The 15043-nt window shown below is 31.4% G+C and carries 17 protein-coding genes; 5 read left to right on the top strand and 12 right to left on the bottom strand.

Translation table 11 applies throughout. The annotated features are described in order from the left end of the window. Nucleotides 1-14: 14 nt before the first annotated feature. The 9 genes from AB3G34_RS05745 to AB3G34_RS05705 all read right to left on the bottom strand — a co-directional run bounded on the left by AB3G34_RS05745 (nucleotide 15) and on the right by AB3G34_RS05705 (nucleotide 8784). Nucleotides 15-854: a prolyl oligopeptidase family serine peptidase gene (locus tag AB3G34_RS05745; RefSeq protein ID WP_369753750.1), complete on the bottom strand. Its 840-nt coding sequence runs from the start codon at nucleotides 852-854 to the stop codon at nucleotides 15-17. A gap of 114 nt (nucleotides 855-968) precedes the next feature. Then, nucleotides 969-1517, bottom strand: a complete 549-nt coding sequence (locus AB3G34_RS05740) for a transposase (protein WP_369753748.1) — start codon at nucleotides 1515-1517, stop codon at nucleotides 969-971. 276 nt (nucleotides 1518-1793) lie between these two features. Further along, nucleotides 1794-3569 carry a DUF6119 family protein gene (locus AB3G34_RS05735; protein ID WP_369753747.1) on the bottom strand — a complete coding sequence of 592 codons (1776 nt, stop codon included), beginning with the start codon at nucleotides 3567-3569 and terminating at the stop codon, nucleotides 1794-1796. A 172-nt stretch (nucleotides 3570-3741) separates the two neighbouring features. Further along, nucleotides 3742-4242 (bottom strand): TIR domain-containing protein, encoded by a 501-nt coding sequence (locus AB3G34_RS05730; RefSeq protein WP_369753746.1) that lies wholly within the window; start codon nucleotides 4240-4242, stop codon nucleotides 3742-3744. A 1-nt stretch (nucleotide 4243) separates the two neighbouring features. Continuing rightward, nucleotides 4244-4840, bottom strand: a complete 597-nt coding sequence (locus AB3G34_RS05725) for a hypothetical protein (protein WP_369753745.1) — start codon at nucleotides 4838-4840, stop codon at nucleotides 4244-4246. After that, the gene (locus tag AB3G34_RS05720) at nucleotides 4822-5982 is read right to left on the bottom strand and encodes a toll/interleukin-1 receptor domain-containing protein (RefSeq protein WP_369753744.1); all 1161 of its coding nucleotides are present in this window, start codon (nucleotides 5980-5982) and stop codon (nucleotides 4822-4824) included. The genes AB3G34_RS05725 and AB3G34_RS05720 overlap by 19 nt, the downstream gene beginning before the upstream one ends. Nucleotides 5983-5988: 6 nt before the next feature. Then, a complete protein-coding gene (locus AB3G34_RS05715; RefSeq protein WP_369753743.1) occupies nucleotides 5989-6576 on the bottom strand; it encodes a toll/interleukin-1 receptor domain-containing protein in 588 nt (195 codons plus the stop codon). 177 nt (nucleotides 6577-6753) lie between these two features. Continuing rightward, on the bottom strand, nucleotides 6754-7395 hold the full coding sequence (locus tag AB3G34_RS05710) for a hypothetical protein (protein ID WP_369753742.1): 642 nt from the start codon (nucleotides 7393-7395) through the stop codon (nucleotides 6754-6756). Nucleotides 7396-7713: 318 nt separating this feature from the next. After that, nucleotides 7714-8784 (bottom strand): type I restriction endonuclease, encoded by a 1071-nt coding sequence (locus AB3G34_RS05705; RefSeq protein ID WP_369753741.1) that lies wholly within the window; start codon nucleotides 8782-8784, stop codon nucleotides 7714-7716. Nucleotides 8785-9186: 402 nt separating this feature from the next. Between AB3G34_RS05705 and AB3G34_RS05700 the strand changes: the two genes are divergently transcribed. The 5 genes from AB3G34_RS05700 (at nucleotide 9187) to AB3G34_RS05680 (ending at nucleotide 13539) form a co-directional block, all read left to right on the top strand. After that, nucleotides 9187-10740 (top strand): PglZ domain-containing protein, encoded by a 1554-nt coding sequence (locus AB3G34_RS05700; RefSeq protein WP_367769703.1) that lies wholly within the window; start codon nucleotides 9187-9189, stop codon nucleotides 10738-10740. A gap of 200 nt (nucleotides 10741-10940) precedes the next feature. Beyond that, nucleotides 10941-11348: a tRNA (adenosine(37)-N6)-threonylcarbamoyltransferase complex ATPase subunit type 1 TsaE gene (gene tsaE / locus AB3G34_RS05695; protein WP_369753740.1), complete on the top strand. Its 408-nt coding sequence runs from the start codon at nucleotides 10941-10943 to the stop codon at nucleotides 11346-11348. Between the two features lie 10 nt (nucleotides 11349-11358). Next, a complete protein-coding gene (locus tag AB3G34_RS05690; protein WP_369753739.1) occupies nucleotides 11359-11832 on the top strand; it encodes a GNAT family N-acetyltransferase in 474 nt (157 codons plus the stop codon). Between the two features lie 96 nt (nucleotides 11833-11928). After that, on the top strand, nucleotides 11929-13128 hold the full coding sequence (locus tag AB3G34_RS05685; RefSeq protein WP_369753738.1) for an alanine dehydrogenase: 1200 nt from the start codon (nucleotides 11929-11931) through the stop codon (nucleotides 13126-13128). A 36-nt stretch (nucleotides 13129-13164) separates the two neighbouring features. Further along, nucleotides 13165-13539 carry a DUF4258 domain-containing protein gene (locus AB3G34_RS05680; RefSeq protein WP_367769691.1) on the top strand — a complete coding sequence of 125 codons (375 nt, stop codon included), beginning with the start codon at nucleotides 13165-13167 and terminating at the stop codon, nucleotides 13537-13539. 151 nt (nucleotides 13540-13690) lie between these two features. Here the strand turns inward: AB3G34_RS05680 and ung are convergent, their stop codons facing one another. From ung to AB3G34_RS05665, 3 genes are read right to left on the bottom strand one after another with little or no spacing between them, the layout of a single operon-like run. Further along, entirely contained in the window at nucleotides 13691-14362 is a 672-nt protein-coding gene (ung, locus tag AB3G34_RS05675) for a uracil-DNA glycosylase (protein WP_369753737.1), read from the bottom strand. A gap of 1 nt (nucleotide 14363) precedes the next feature. Then, nucleotides 14364-14729, bottom strand: coding sequence for a DUF86 domain-containing protein (locus AB3G34_RS05670; protein WP_367752901.1), 366 nt, complete (start codon nucleotides 14727-14729; stop codon nucleotides 14364-14366). Further along, nucleotides 14722-15012 (bottom strand): nucleotidyltransferase family protein, encoded by a 291-nt coding sequence (locus AB3G34_RS05665; protein ID WP_367752899.1) that lies wholly within the window; start codon nucleotides 15010-15012, stop codon nucleotides 14722-14724. The genes AB3G34_RS05670 and AB3G34_RS05665 overlap by 8 nt, the downstream gene beginning before the upstream one ends. Nucleotides 15013-15043: the final 31 nt, after the last annotated feature.

Genomic DNA, 15043 nt, shown 5'->3' with positions numbered 1-15043 from the left:
GTAAGAGATGTTTTTTATTTATGCTTATCAAATAACCATTTAGGAATTTCCTCGGTTATTAAAAAAGGAATGACAATAGTATTATGATTGAGGTTATTAAAAGTCGTAAAAATCAAATTTTTGTTTGAAAGTAATTTATTAAACAATTCAACACTTCCGATATAGGGATTCTCGTCATCTTTTTCCCCATGTATAAGCCATAAATTTTTCTTGCTTAATTTTTTAAGATTTGAAAAATCAGGAACAGCTGCAACAGAAACGGTAGCCGCAAATATGTTTGGCGCAATATTCAGTACGTTTTGTGCAGTTGATGCCCCCATAGAATAACCAATTAAGTAAATCCTATTTTTATCAATGTTTGGATATTCTTTTTCAACATTTTTAATTAATTCCAATACCGCAAAAACATCTTTTGAAGATTTTGAAATTTGAATACCATCAATATTCTTTTCATAATTTGAAGAACGCTTGCTGAATTGTGGTGCAATTACATAACATTGATATTTATTATAAATTTCAGGTCTTAACCAAATTTTTGCAAATGGTTCAAGTTGATTTTCATTATCATTTCCAATTCGGGTAGAGTTGTGAAAGGTAATTACTAAAGGATATTTTTGGTTATTACTATTATTTTTTGGCTTTAGAAGCCGATACGGAATTTGTATATTCTCTTTACTAAATGTTTTTTTTAGATAGACATCCGTATTTAGGCTGTTTACTATTTTTCTGTTATTTACCAAAGCCAAACTATCAACAACCGCTTCTCGGAATTCTTTTTTCTGTGCAAAAGTGGAATTTGCAATTAAAATCAAAAAAATTATTGTTAGATTTTCTTTTAAATTTCTTGTATACATACTTTTTTTCTAAAATTACGACAAACATTCTGGGATTATAAATGTAGGTAATTGGTTTTGTTTTTCACGAGCTCACTGCTAGCACAAGCATCTCACTCGTGCCCACAATAAAAATCAATTTATATCTATTTCTAAAATTGTATGATCATTATTTCCATAGTTTCTAGCTGAACTATATTTCCAATCAATTGAATCAGTTACAAAACCAGATTCTACAGGATTTTGATGAATATATTTAAGTTTTTGTTCAAAAACTTTTAAAGACCAAATTTCAATTGGATGATTGTCTTGTTGCCAAAACTGTCTGTGTTTTACATTGCTATTCTTTTTCCCTGCACGTTCCATCATCCAAAGCATCCATTCTCTTCTACTTTCTTGAGCGTTTTCTTCAATTGTTTTGAGCATTTTTTTAGATGTAAAACCTTTAAAATCTCTCATCAAACCAGAAGGATCTCCATGATTTGAACGAAAAATTAAATGAACATGACTTGGCATAATGCAATAACCATAAATTTCCATTCCTTTATTTTTTCTACAAAAATCTAAGGATTCAATGATGTTCCCAAAATAAGTATCTCGTGTAAATACATCAATCCAATTAATGGTTGCAAAACTTACAAAATAAGCACCCGTACTTTCACCAAATTTATATTTTGTACTCATATTTATTACAGTATTTGCTTTGTGGTTCAGCTCATCGTAGCTAAAGACCGCTAGCGCGAGCGTCTCGCTCGTGCCCATTATCAAAAGCAATTTAAAATAAAGTAAACCATTATTTTTGATATTTTTATTAATGAACTATTTTATAAATAAATTATCAAAATAAACTGCTATAATAGAAAACTACATGTATATTTTTTCATAAAAATTTGGTTATATTTAGTTTGTGGGCACGAGCGAGACGCTCGCGCTAGCTGGGGGCTGTTAGCAGTTGTTTTTTTATTTTTCTAACTGTAAAATTTTAAAATCAATTTCTAGATTTCTCATACTTTTAGATAATTCATTAAGAGAAAATTTCGCAATATTTGAATCAAATTTTTCTATCTCATTTTCTAGATTACGTAAAGATTTAGAAGTGTCTAATACTGCTAGAACGAAAACAATTTTTCGATTTTGCATTAAATCGATGAAATCAGCTTTTTTTACTTTTGACAAGTGATTTTTTGCTTCTATGGAATATTGAGTTGCACCATTGTTTTTTATGACAGTGTCATATAGTGTTCCTAAAAATTTATAACTATTTTTTGAATCTTCAATTACTTTTCTTCCAGCAATTAGTATTTGACTACATAAATCTCGCATAGAATTGTCGAATCCTTTTTTAACATGATAAAAGTATATATTATTAGCATCCCATCTTAATATATCACAAGCTTCAATGTTTTCAGGAGTAAATTTGTCAAAAACTATAGAATTTTGTTTTGTGAAGTATGAGGAATTATAGTCATTCTCACTACCAGTAATCCATTTGTCCATTTTTGGACCATTATATTTATTTGAATTTATGAAGTGGTTTGCTTGTTCATTTATTTTATCGATAAAAGTCTTTCGTATTTCGAACCAATCTCTTTCAATTAAAAAATAACTTTTATTGCCATGTGAAACTTCAGTACAAAAATGATTTTTTAAATTATCGCTTGTTAAGAAATTTCCATTTTCATCAAATGTTTCAATAGATGCATTTGTTATACATTTTTCAAAGTTTGCACTCGTTAGAGTACTATCTATGTTTCTAATTTCATCTAAAACAGTCTGAATGTTTGTGATTGCATTATCAAATTTTATTTCTTGTTTTTTTCTATTTATTGTGAATTTTAGAACTGTTAAATTTGCATAGTAGTACTTTTCAAAATCTTTATTTGCAATTTCAATGCTAAAAAAATTATTAGAATTAACGTAATTATCAAAGACTTTTTTTTGTATGTCTTCCCATAAATCACTTATTAAAACAATATTTGATTTGCTGATTTTTTCTATACTATTTATTTCAACTATTGGAGCTTTTGTAATTAGGTTTTCACATTTTTCAATCAAAGTAAGTAGCTCTATAAATGAAATTGATTTTTTAAGTGAAAATGAATTTTTCGCAATACATAAACTACCTAATTTCAAATCATTTTTTGCAAATCCAAAAAAATTAATCAATTGGTCTTTACTAATTGATGCATTTAATTCATTATAGATATTTCCAAAACTTTCATTTTCAAATAAATTGTAATCATTTCTAAAAAATTTAATTGCTCCTTGAACCCCACCAGTAAGATTCCTTTCTTTTGAAGATCTTAATGCCTTATCGTCAGATTTAATTATACGAGAAAGAATTTCAAGGCCAAAATCATTTGTAGATATTTCTTGGATTGTAACATGAGCATAACCACCAGTCGAAGCAAAATATTTTTTTGTTAAAAGGTTAAACAATATAATCACATAACTTTCTGATGATGAATCAGTGTTTTTTATAATGTCCTGATTTGGTTCTACAATTGTACTTACAAAACCTTTCCACTTTACTAGGTTACTGGTCTTTTTATAATATACTTTTATTTCATATTTTGAACTTAGATTAGGAAGAATAGATTGTTCTTTAAATCCTTTATTTTTAAGCAATGTATGAAGAAATTTAAAATTAATTTCTTCTTCTATAACTTTTGATTTCTTGAGGACTTTTACAGATTCTTTTAGTAAATAGAAGTTATTTTGAATTTTATCTGACATATGAAAATTGATTATTTTGTTTATTCTGAGGTAAAATAACTGCTAACGTTATGCCACTTTGAGATGGCTGGAAGTTCGTAACCGCTCAATTTTCGGCTTAACGAAAACTTGATGCGAAACGGTAATTCCACTAAATTCCAGCTAGCTCAAAATGGCGGTTAGCGGATGGGCTTTAGTAATTGTTTCTGATAGTAATAGCTTCTTCAATCCAAATTTCTATATTTTCTTTAATGTAATTATAAACATTAGTGCTTATAGCATAAGGAGGATTATAACATTTTACAACAGATGATAGTTTCTTTTTTCCATTATCAAGAGTAAAATGTTCAAATGGATTGGCTCCTTTATTGGATTGTACGCCTATACTATTTTTTAAATTATGGATATGAATACCTAAAACTCCTTTACCGTCATTCCAAGATTTTTCTATTTCATAATCGATCCACTTTCTTTTAGCAGTGTTTTCTCCCACTAAAATAACAGTACAAGATCTGTTTTTTAGATTTTCATCTATCCATTTTTGAATTTCCTGATCTCCTTTTTGTTTCACTTCTTCCCATTTATTATCTGAAACAGGTTTGTTATCTTCAACATGTCCAATATTTCTAACTTGAGAAACTCGCCAATTGTCTGGAATGTATTGAAAGCTATAAAACACTTGTCTTTTTGCCATATTAATTAATTTTATCAATTAGTAATTCTTGAAATAAGCTCATATAGCCATAGTCATTAATAAGTTTTTCACTACTATATTTGTCAATGTTACTTTCGTAAATAATTTTTGAAGCTGCTCCTGTACTTGCAATTGGTAGTAGAATAGAATTAGGGTTTAATTCTTTAAATAAATTATACTCATCTTCAACACCTTCCATTCCACCTATAAATACACCTGCTTCAAATATATTATCCCCTAACATTTTTTCTCTCATCAAACGGAGGCTTGCTTTTAAGTCTCCTAAATCTTCTGTAATCTCTATCGTTTCAAATTCCTTATTTTCGATTGGGAAAATTTTTTCAAAATGTTTTGATTGATACAATTTAACGTGATTTTGAATATCTATATCATATTTTTCCAAGACATAATATATAATTGGAGTTATAGATGGATGACCACCCCAAATTAATCTATACTTCGGTATAACAAGTGAAGCTAGAGCAATTACAGAGTCCCTAATTGCTATAATATCTGCCGTGTTATAATATTTTTCATGTCTTCCTTTGAAAGGAATACTAGCAGATAAAAATATATTTTTTAATTCTTTTGTAGCCATATATCAAACTCTTGTTTTTTAATTGTTTTTACATCTAAATATTCATTTAAATAGCTAAGGTGATTTAACCATTTTTCTCTAATTCTTATATCATCGTAAATTAGATAAACTTCCTTAACAGAATATTCGCTAATTTCTTTTTTTAGTTTAGATGAAGTATTGCAATCAAATGATTGTGGAATACCAACAGAAGGTATAAATATTCTTCTCTTGTTACCTTCAATTTCTTCAGTGATAAATCTTTCAGGCTGGATATTGACCTTTTTTCCGTATTTACGTGCTGTATTAAGAAATTCCGTGATTAGATTATCTTGTCTTGACGCTAGATTTCTTGCACGGATTGATTCAACTTGTTTAACTAAATTATTAACTGTTTCATCATTCAGTTTAGAAGTATTTTTATTATCATAAATTCCATTTTCAAAATTTGAATTTAGTAATTGATAGGGGTAACATACTTCTGCCATCCTTTCTAATCTATGATTTGGCCAAATAGCTTGAATGATACCGATTTGTTTTACAGATGCTTCAGCAATTTCTTTTTCACACCATTCACTTTCTAAAAATCTCGGTGTATTCAAAAGTAGAATAACATCACAGTCTGTCATTCTATGCCATAATTCATCTTGAAATGGTTCTCCTTGTTTTATTGAATGAGTATCTAAAAAAACATCAAAATTGTTTTTTTCAAGTGTTTCATATAACTGAATTGCAACAGAGGTGGATTCATTTCTTTTATAACTTATAAATACTTTTCTGCTACTTCTTAACTTTCCAAATGATTCTAATATTAAGTTTACAATTTTATCTTGATCATAATCAGAATATTTTAATCCATTTTGATTGCTCAATATTTTTGGAATTTCTATGCCGAATGAATTAAAGAAAATTGGCAGTACAATATTCCCTTCGTTTAGTAAATTTTCGATTTCTGGTAAATCGACAAAATCTCCATTCTCATTTCCAATGTACAAGATAAAGGCGGGTTGATTGCCTTTGTATGAATTTAAGCTGTCCTTAAAATATATTTCATAAAATTCCTTTTGAAGTTTTAACTCTTCAATTTTTTCATAGTATAATGAAATAACACTTTCCACAAATGGTTTGATTGTGCCTAAAATAATTAATTGATATTTGAACATAGTCTTTTATTGATTAAGCCATTCTTTTAATAATGTGATGTATCGAATACCATCTTTATTTTTTGGTTTACAGACGTAATACCCCTCAACAAAATGATGTCCGTGAATATTGTTAAAAGCTCTATTATATTCTATAGTTGGGTAAATTTGTAAGTATTCATTTCCTTTGTACTGTGAATCTCTTTCTCCTTTTTCTTTTATTGGTATTATTGCAATATTTTCAATATACTTATGAGTATCTCCTATTCCTAATTCCCAATTACACCAGTAAGATTCTATTGCTTTTTCTGTAGCTACTAAAACAAATTTTTTGGTATATTTTATAACTTCTTTAATTCTAAGTGCGGTTTCACCAGAAGTTTCATTAGGCATTTTATTGTCCATACTATCGATGTAAACTTTGGCACCAAGATCTTGAAACATTTCTAGAATTCCTTTTGCCTCTTCTAAGTCTTCTAAATCACTATGTTTATGAGATATAAAAACTGTTGGTTTATATTCAGTTTTTGACTTGCTAAATGTTCTCGTTTCTCTAATTGATTCGTTTAGATTTACAAACTTATTTGTTTTAAAATGTCCTCTTTCAAAAATCATATTGGTAATTTGGTTTTTATGACGTTATGCTTGTTTAGCCTTTCCGCTAACGTTATGCCACTTTGAGATGGCTGGAACTTCGTAACCTTTCAGTTTTCGGTTTAACAAAAACTTGATGCGAAACGATAATTCCACTAAATTCCAGCTAGCTCAAAATGGCGGTTGTGCGATGTATTTTTATATAGTTTTAATGAATTCAATAAATTTATTTTCCATTTTTCCCGTTCTTAAATATCTTGGATGATACGTTCGGTAAGTTTCGATAGGTAAATTTTTATGTTTTAATTTGCATAAAACTTTCTTTTCAAAACCAGGAACATTAATAAATTCTATTTCTGAAAATATTTTTTTTATTCTATGGTCAAATGTATGACTTGTGAAAAAAATACAAATTTTCGGTTTTGTAATTTCAAGTTCTTCAATAAGTAAATTGTCTAATTTTGAAATTATTAGCTCATTTTCGCCTGTTGGTCTTTTTCTGTCAACATCAAATTTGCTAATATTTGTCCAAGCGCTTGAGTATTCTTTATTTTTCAATGCACGTTCAACTTTTCGCATAACGTTCCAAAAAGGAGAAGAATAATAGTTTATTCCAAGATTAAATCCTTCATAAACTTCCATTTGCTTTGTTATGTCTTCATAATTTTCCCAACCTTTAGTTTCTTGTCCAATAATTAACAACTTATTATTTTGGTTAGAATATTCCGAGTTGGGAGACATTAAAAACGGTCCGTAAGTTTTTCCGTTTTTCACTTTTGTTTTTATTTCTTCAAATTCGTTTGCTCTTCTACTATATAATTCGAATAAAGTATTTTTCATATTTTCTTTTTCTGCGGTTTTTTGGTTAATATATCGCACAACTAGTATATAACATAAAGTTTATACCTCTTTTAATTAAATTCTCTCTCTTTACTCGAAACAAAAATCCACAACAAAAGGAAAGTGTACTTTCTTCTTATTGTGGATTAATTTTGTTTTTACGTGGTTTTCAAATGTATGATTTTTTTTATTAAAATACCAATACCCAAATGTAAGTTATAGAAAATCAATCTCTTTACGGTTTTCCTCATTTTGCCCGTAATTAGGAGAACAATTCGTATTAGCAGTTGGCTACTCTTTGCTATTTTACTTCTTATGTTATTCGTAGTTTTTTATTGTAGTTAATAATTCAGTTTTATAATTATAAATATCGTCTAAGGAAGAAATTAATTTTTTCTCTCCATTCTCTTTTCCATTGTTGAAAAGTTCAACATATTTATTTGCTGAATTAAAATGTAAGCGACAAATTGGCTTTCTATTATTGTCATCTAATAAAATACCATAATATGATTGAGTATCTCTAAATGCAATGCGAGACGCTGGCAAAATTTCTCTTAAAATGGCTTTTACTATTTGAGAACCTTCAATCTCTTCTTCCGTTGTAATGAATTTTGGAGTTTCAACATTTTCATCAATAGCTATAGTTGGTTCATTAGTCTTTGATGGAACGGTTTCAGTTATATTTAAAGCATTTGTCAATCTGAAGTTTATTGATTCATTTATTGAGTTTGAGAATGCTTTTTTAGTATATTCTTTGAATGCAACTAATCTTGGAGCTGTTAAAGGTTTGTTGAAAAATCTGTTTACTAAAAGACGAACTATTTCATCCGAAGGTTCTTGTATTTCTTTTTCAAATTCGTTTCTAATAGCCTTTATATATTTTAATCCTTCTGCTGAATCTAAAATTTCTTCAAGGTTGTATCCGTTTTTAGAAAAATTTTCTAGAATTTTTAAGCTTGTATCTTTTAAGTTTGATATGTCTAAAGTAAAAAATGGTTTTTCATCCATTATATTAGGTTTCTCTAAATCTGCATAAAAATTATAAATATGACCGTTTGTCAAAACTCCAAAACGTGATTTTGAAACGTGATAATATCTATGAAGTTGAGAATTATGAGCATCAACATTTTCTTTCCAATTTTTACATTCAATTATTAAAATGGGTTCCCCATCTTTTTTAATTACATAATCTATTTTTTCTCCTTTTTTAGTTCCAATATCACAAACAAATTCAGGAATTACTTCTGTTGGATTAAAAATATCATATCCAAGAATTTGAATAAAAGGCATTACAAATGCATTTTTAGTTGCTTCTTCTGTATTTATTTGGTCTTTTAGAGAGTCAACTCTTTGATGTAACTGTTGCAATTTTAATTTTAAATCTTCCATTTCTGTTGTTGTTTATGTTGTGAAGTACTTTTGTTATGGTGTTTTTTCGGATAGCCAAAACTATTAAAATACCAATATTCCAAATGTAAGTTGTAGAAAATCAATCTCTTTACGGTTTTCCTCATTTTGCCCGTAATTAGGAGAACAAATCATTCTAGCAATCCCAATCCTGCGTGAGGGACGGAAACGGAAAGCCCACAGCCCCGCTTTTTTTGGCGGGGCGAGGACTTGCAGTGGACTGCCCGACCGGAGCTTTGGCGGAGGGCACGCCCAGAAAAAAGTACTAATCCGCACCCAATAGCGTTTTAACAGTAAATTTTATAATAATATTAATATCTAGACCTTTTAAAAAAATGTAATTTGGCATCTTGCTAGCGCATTTAATTCTTGATAAATTACGATATGGATAAGATAAAAATACTTTGGGTGGATGATGAGATTGATTACTTGAAACCACACATCCTTTTCTTGGAACAAAAAAATTATAGTGTGACGACTTGTAATAACGGTCGGGATGCGATTGATATTTTTGAAAATGAGAATTTTGATATCGTTTTTCTGGATGAGAATATGCCGGGTATGAGCGGGCTGGAAACGCTGTCTGAAATGAAGGAGAAAAAGAGCATGGTTCCCATGATTATGATTACCAAAAGTGAGGAAGAGTATATTATGGAGGAAGCCATAGGGTCTAAAATTGCCGATTACCTAATAAAACCGGTGAACCCCAACCAGATTTTGCTGAGTTTGAAAAAGAACTTGGATCACTCGCGCTTGATTTCGCAAAAAACGACACTCGATTACCAGAAAGAGTTTAGAAAAATTACGATGGAAATGGCGATGGTGAACTCCTATGAAGACTGGATTGAGTTGTACAAAAAATTGATTTTTTGGGAACTGCAGTTGGAAACCATCAACGACCAAAGCATGGTGGAAATACTGGAATCTCAAAAAGCAGAAGCCAACTCGCAGTTTGGTAAATTTATAGAACGCAATTATGAAGATTGGTTTTTGCCAAAAGCCGATAAACCGGTGCAATCCCATACGTTATTTAGAGAATTAGTGGTTCCGGAGTTGGTTAAAAAAGACAAACCAGTGCTGTTTGTCGTAATTGATAATTTGCGTTACGACCAATGGAAAACATTCGAAAGTGTTGTCGCTGAACATTATAAACTAGAAAAAGAGGTGCCCTACTACTCTATTTTGCCTACGGCGACGCAGTATGCTCGTAATGCAATTTTCTCTGGTTTGTTACCCTTAGAAATGGAAAAACAATTTCCGCAATACTGGAAAAATGATCCTGAGGAAGGCGGAAAAAACTTGTATGAGGCTGAATTCTTGTCGGCTCAATTGAAGCGATTGGGATTGAAAATCAAAGAGGATTATTTTAAAATCACGAATCTCGCCTCGGGTAAAAAACTGGTAGAGAATTTCAAAGGATTAAAAGATAATGACCTAGTTACGGTAGTGTACAACTTTGTAGATATGCTTTCTCACGCGAAAACCGAAATGGATGTAGTGAAAGAATTAGCCTCCGATGATAAGGCGTATCGCTCGCTAACGCTGAGTTGGTTCAAGAATTCTCCTTTGTTAGAAATCATTCAACAGGCACAAAAACTAGGTTTTAAACTGATTCTAACTACGGATCACGGAACAATCAATGTGAAAAATCCATCGAAAGTGGTGGGGGATAAAAACACGAGTTTGAACCTGCGTTACAAAACCGGTCGCAGCTTAACCTACGAGTACAAAGATGTATATGCTGTAAAAGAACCAAAAAAAATAGGTTTGCCTGCTATAAATATGAGTAGTTCTTATATTTTTGCAAAAAATGATTTGTTCTTGGCCTATGTTAACAATTACAATCATTATGTGAGTTACTATAAGAATACGTACCAACATGGTGGAATTTCGCTAGAAGAAATGATTATTCCGTGTTTGGTGTTTAATCCAAAGTAAAAAAAACTTTGTTTAAAGTTTTTTTTGTGTAAGGTTTAAAGTTTGACGTAGTTTGAAAATATAGTTTAAGGTTTCTTTTGTTTCAAGTTTATGGTTGCCTTGATTGTTAATATAAAAAAGGTTTCAGGTTTATACTATTGTAATAGAAGAGAGAATTGAATTCAAAATTTATAATTCAGAATTTAAAATAATAATAAAAAATGGAATTTATTTTTTCATTAGAAGACATCGCCTCCGTAGCGGAAATAGTAGTGGCCGAAAAACCCAAAAAAGTAATTCTTTTTCATGGAGAAATGGGTGCTGGAAAAACGACTTTTATCAAACAACTGTGTAAAACACTGGGTGTTACAGAAGCCACAAGTAGTCCAACTTTTTCTTTAGTTAACGAATACCATACTATTGACAATCAAATTGTTTACCATTTTGATTTTTATAGATTAAAGAACGAAACCGAAGCGCTGGACATGGGCGCCGATGATTATTTCTATTCTGGGAATTGGTGTTTTATCGAATGGGCTGAACAGATTCCGAATTTGATTCCGGAGGAACATTCCGTTATTAAAATTGAAGTCCTTCCCGATGGCAAACGTCTATTGCATTTAAGTTAATTAGTATACAATGAATACAGAACCAACTGTTGTTGTTATTCCTTTTTCGGATGAATTAAAGGAACCTATAAAAACCTTGAATGAGGAATGGCTGAAACGTTATTTCAAGATAGAGCCCAAAGACGAGCAAGTACTCACCAATCCACAAAAATACATCATCGAACCAGGTGGAATGATTTTTTATGCGCAGTACAACAATAAAATTGTGGGTACAGTCTCGCTTATAAAAATCAATGAAACCGACTTTGAATTAAGCAAAATGGCAGTTACTGATGGTGTTCAAGGTTTAGGAATAGGAAAAAAGCTGTTAGATCACTGCATCCAAGTGGCTAGCGAGCAACAAATGAAAAAACTTATTTTATATTCAAATAGAAAACTGACTCCAGCAATCCATTTATATGAAAAGTATGGATTTGTTGAAGTCGCCCTAGAAGATGGCGTGTACGAAAGAGCTGATATAAAAATGGAACGAATTATGGATTAATTACTACTAACCTTTTTTATTGATTGCTAATTGATAAAAATCAGTTTTTTTTTAAACTTTTTTATGTAATTTTACTCTTTAATCATCACACCAACAATGTCAATATCTTTTTATCCATTCACGAAAGCAGAACTTTTACCACAGGAAGAAAAACTGGAGGTAGCAAGACGCAAGAGCGATCTTTTTATTGGTATTCCTAACGAAACCAGTTACCAAGAGCGTCGCATTTGCCTTACGCCCGATGCTGTAAATTCCTTGACTTTTCAGGGACATCGTGTAATGATTGAAGCAGGAGCTGGAGAAAATTCCAGTTACTCGGATAAAGAATACAGTGACGCTGGAGCAGAAATAACCAATGATACCCGAAAAGTATTTGGTTGCCCTATGATTCTAAAAGTAGGAACTCCTACGCTGGCCGAGATTGAAATGATGAATCCACAAACCATCTTGATTTCGTCTATCCAATTAAAAACAAAAAGCAAGGCCTATTTTGAAGCGTTAACTAAGAAAAAAATAACGGCTCTCGCTTTTGAATACATAAAAGACCAAGACGGTTCTTACCCTGCGGTGCGTTCCTCGAGTGAAATTGCTGGAACTGCTTCCATATTAATCGCTGCTGAATTGATGATTACCAATGAATTTGGAAAAGGGCTATTATTTGGAAATATTACCGGAGTTCCACCCACTGAAGTAGTGATTATAGGTGCGGGAACAGTAGGTGAATTTGCTGCAAAAACAGCTATTGGCCTTGGGGCAACGGTAAAAGTATTTGATAATTCAATTACAAAATTGCGTCGTTTGCAAAACAGTTTAAACCAACGAATATTTACTTCTACCATACAATCCAAAGGGTTGTTAAAAGCCCTTAGACGTTGTGATGTAGCTATTGGCGCCATGCGCGGTATCGATCGCTGTCCCGTTATTGTTACTGAAACCATGGTCGAGCACATGAAAAAAGGAGCCGTTATTGTGGATGTGAGCATTGATACAGGCGGTTGTTTTGAAACATCAGAAGTAACTTCGCATGAAAGGCCTACCTTTATAAAAAGCAACGTATTACACTATTGTGTTCCCAATATTCCTTCGCGCTATTCTAAAACCGCTTCCCTAGCCATCAGTAATATTATTACTCCTTTTTTAATGAAAATCGCAGAAGATGGCGGAATTGAAAGCGCCATTCGTTGTGATCTAGGCTTGAAACATGGAGTTTATTTATACCATGGAATTCTGACCAATAAAGCCATTGGCGACTGGTTCGATTTACCCAATAACGATATTAATTTAATTGTGTTTTAAGAAATCTTTCCTTTACCTTTGCCAAAAAAATAATTCATGAAGTTTGCACAACGTTTTGCCTACTATTTAGTGGGATTAGTTATGGGTCTGTTTTTCGTAGCCTTAGTTTTTAGCGGTAAAGACACCCGTTGTAATTATTTTCCAAATTCTAGAGTTTTAAACGACTTAAGAAACAAACCTTTCGATTATTCCGAAAAAGCGTCCAAAGTTTTAGCCGAAGGCTGGATTGACACCATTGATATCAAAAACACTTTGCAATACGGAGATGTTGACTTTGATAAAAGCAACACCGAATTTCATAAAGCCAAACTATACGTTATTGAAGGAAAGACAATGAAAAATATTCCTATAACACTTAAAATCAGCAACCGCGAGGACAAAGCTACCTTAGAGGAAATTATAAAAAACTAGTACGTCCCTTATTTGGGCGTGCCACCACTAAAAAAAGAGGCTCATTATCAGTACGGTAATGAGCCTCTTTTTTTAGTGCTGTCGGGCTATCCGCGCTACTTGGTAGCTAGCTATTATCCCTCACGCAAACTGCAATCGACTAGCATCTATTCTAAAACCAAGAAATTACAGTCTTTCCCTCTTTTTCTAAATACGCATTTACTTGGCTAAAATGTTTGTTCCCAAACCACTTCCCCTGATTGGCACTCATAGGTGATGGATGCCCCGATTCTAAAACCAAATGTTTTGTACGATCGATTTTCGATCCTTTTTTATGTGCAAATGCACCCCAAAGTAAAAACACAACTCCTTCCTTCTCCTTTGAAATCTTTTGGATTACTGCATCCGTAAAAAGATTCCATTTTAAATGTTTGTGACTATTGGGCGTGTCTTTTCTCACGGTTAGCGAAGCATTTAAAAGCAATACGCCTTGCCTAGCCCAGGACTCTAAATTCCCTGAATTAGGCATGAAAATCGAATCCAAATCATCATTAATTTCCCGATAGATATTGCGCAACGATGGTGGAATTCGAACGGCATCATTTACCGAAAAACACAATCCATTTGCTTCTCCTTCCCCATGATACGGATCTTGACCAATGATAACCACTTTTAAATCATCAAAACTACAATAGTCAAAAGCGGCAAAAATCAACTCTTGTGGTGGATAACAAACGCTATTTTGATATTCTTGCTCCACATTCAAAAGTAATTCTTTAAAATACGGTTGCTGCGTTTCTTCAGATACAATGCTCTCCCACTCCGGATTAAGATTAATTTGCATATTATTTGAATTTCCCTAATTCGGTTTTAATTGCTACTTCTAATTGTGGTAAATAATTTTCACCTATTTCATAAATCACCTCAAAATCCAGCATTTCATAATGATGGGAGATAAAATCACGAAATCGAATAATTTTATTCCATTCTATTTCTGGATAATTATCCTGTAATAAATTATGTTTTCTCGAACTGTTTTTAACGTTCTCTCCTATTGCTTGAAGTCGGGTTACAATTGCGTCTAATAAAATTTTACCGTATTCAGTAGCTACAAAATCGGATGCCACATTGATTTCAGTAAATCTTTTATTACAAATAGTGATGTGTTCTAAAATAGTTTCTAACGAATATTTATAAACGTCATCATACATAAATTAAATCTTTTTCAATACTATTAAAAAAACGGTCCGAAATATGTGGCCCCTTTCTAACAATTTCAATTTTAGAATTTAATTTATCCTCTAAGTAAGAATACAACCCCATTAAAATACTGTAAGAGGGTTTATTAAATTCAACAAAAAAATCAACGTCACTCTCCGGATTTTCTAATCCTTTAGCATAAGAACCAAACAAAGCAATCGTCACAACACCATAATTTTCTTTTAGGTACTGCTTGTCTTTTTGAAGGACGTTAATAATTTCATCTTTTTTCATTAAACAAAGATAAAAAATAATACATTCAAAT

It is taken from the genome of Flavobacterium sp. WC2409 (assembly GCF_041200085.1).
In the GTDB taxonomy this organism is placed as follows: domain Bacteria; phylum Bacteroidota; class Bacteroidia; order Flavobacteriales; family Flavobacteriaceae; genus Flavobacterium.
Note: the sequence above shows the minus strand (reverse complement) of the source record. Positions and strands in the feature narration are given on the sequence as shown.

What these genes read in the sequence shown, in the direction of transcription:
- tsaE (WP_369753740.1), top strand. Translation starts at nt 10,941, where the DNA reads ATGGAATTTATTTTTTCATTAGAAGACATCGCCTCCGTAGCGGAAATA.
- AB3G34_RS05730 (WP_369753746.1), bottom strand. Translation starts at nt 4,242, where the DNA reads ATGGCAAAAAGACAAGTGTTTTATAGCTTTCAATACATTCCAGACAAT.
- AB3G34_RS05740 (WP_369753748.1), bottom strand. Translation starts at nt 1,517, where the DNA reads ATGAGTACAAAATATAAATTTGGTGAAAGTACGGGTGCTTATTTTGTA.
- AB3G34_RS05710 (WP_369753742.1), bottom strand. Translation starts at nt 7,395, where the DNA reads ATGAAAAATACTTTATTCGAATTATATAGTAGAAGAGCAAACGAATTT.
- AB3G34_RS05690 (WP_369753739.1), top strand. Translation starts at nt 11,359, where the DNA reads ATGAATACAGAACCAACTGTTGTTGTTATTCCTTTTTCGGATGAATTA.
- AB3G34_RS05735 (WP_369753747.1), bottom strand. Translation starts at nt 3,569, where the DNA reads ATGTCAGATAAAATTCAAAATAACTTCTATTTACTAAAAGAATCTGTA.
- AB3G34_RS05715 (WP_369753743.1), bottom strand. Translation starts at nt 6,576, where the DNA reads ATGATTTTTGAAAGAGGACATTTTAAAACAAATAAGTTTGTAAATCTA.
- ung (WP_369753737.1), bottom strand. Translation starts at nt 14,362, where the DNA reads ATGCAAATTAATCTTAATCCGGAGTGGGAGAGCATTGTATCTGAAGAA.
- AB3G34_RS05745 (WP_369753750.1), bottom strand. Translation starts at nt 854, where the DNA reads ATGTATACAAGAAATTTAAAAGAAAATCTAACAATAATTTTTTTGATT.
- AB3G34_RS05720 (WP_369753744.1), bottom strand. Translation starts at nt 5,982, where the DNA reads ATGTTCAAATATCAATTAATTATTTTAGGCACAATCAAACCATTTGTG.
- AB3G34_RS05670 (WP_367752901.1), bottom strand. Translation starts at nt 14,729, where the DNA reads ATGTATGATGACGTTTATAAATATTCGTTAGAAACTATTTTAGAACAC.
- AB3G34_RS05685 (WP_369753738.1), top strand. Translation starts at nt 11,929, where the DNA reads ATGTCAATATCTTTTTATCCATTCACGAAAGCAGAACTTTTACCACAG.
- AB3G34_RS05705 (WP_369753741.1), bottom strand. Translation starts at nt 8,784, where the DNA reads ATGGAAGATTTAAAATTAAAATTGCAACAGTTACATCAAAGAGTTGAC.
- AB3G34_RS05680 (WP_367769691.1), top strand. Translation starts at nt 13,165, where the DNA reads ATGAAGTTTGCACAACGTTTTGCCTACTATTTAGTGGGATTAGTTATG.
- AB3G34_RS05665 (WP_367752899.1), bottom strand. Translation starts at nt 15,012, where the DNA reads ATGAAAAAAGATGAAATTATTAACGTCCTTCAAAAAGACAAGCAGTAC.
- AB3G34_RS05700 (WP_367769703.1), top strand. Translation starts at nt 9,187, where the DNA reads ATGGATAAGATAAAAATACTTTGGGTGGATGATGAGATTGATTACTTG.
- AB3G34_RS05725 (WP_369753745.1), bottom strand. Translation starts at nt 4,840, where the DNA reads ATGGCTACAAAAGAATTAAAAAATATATTTTTATCTGCTAGTATTCCT.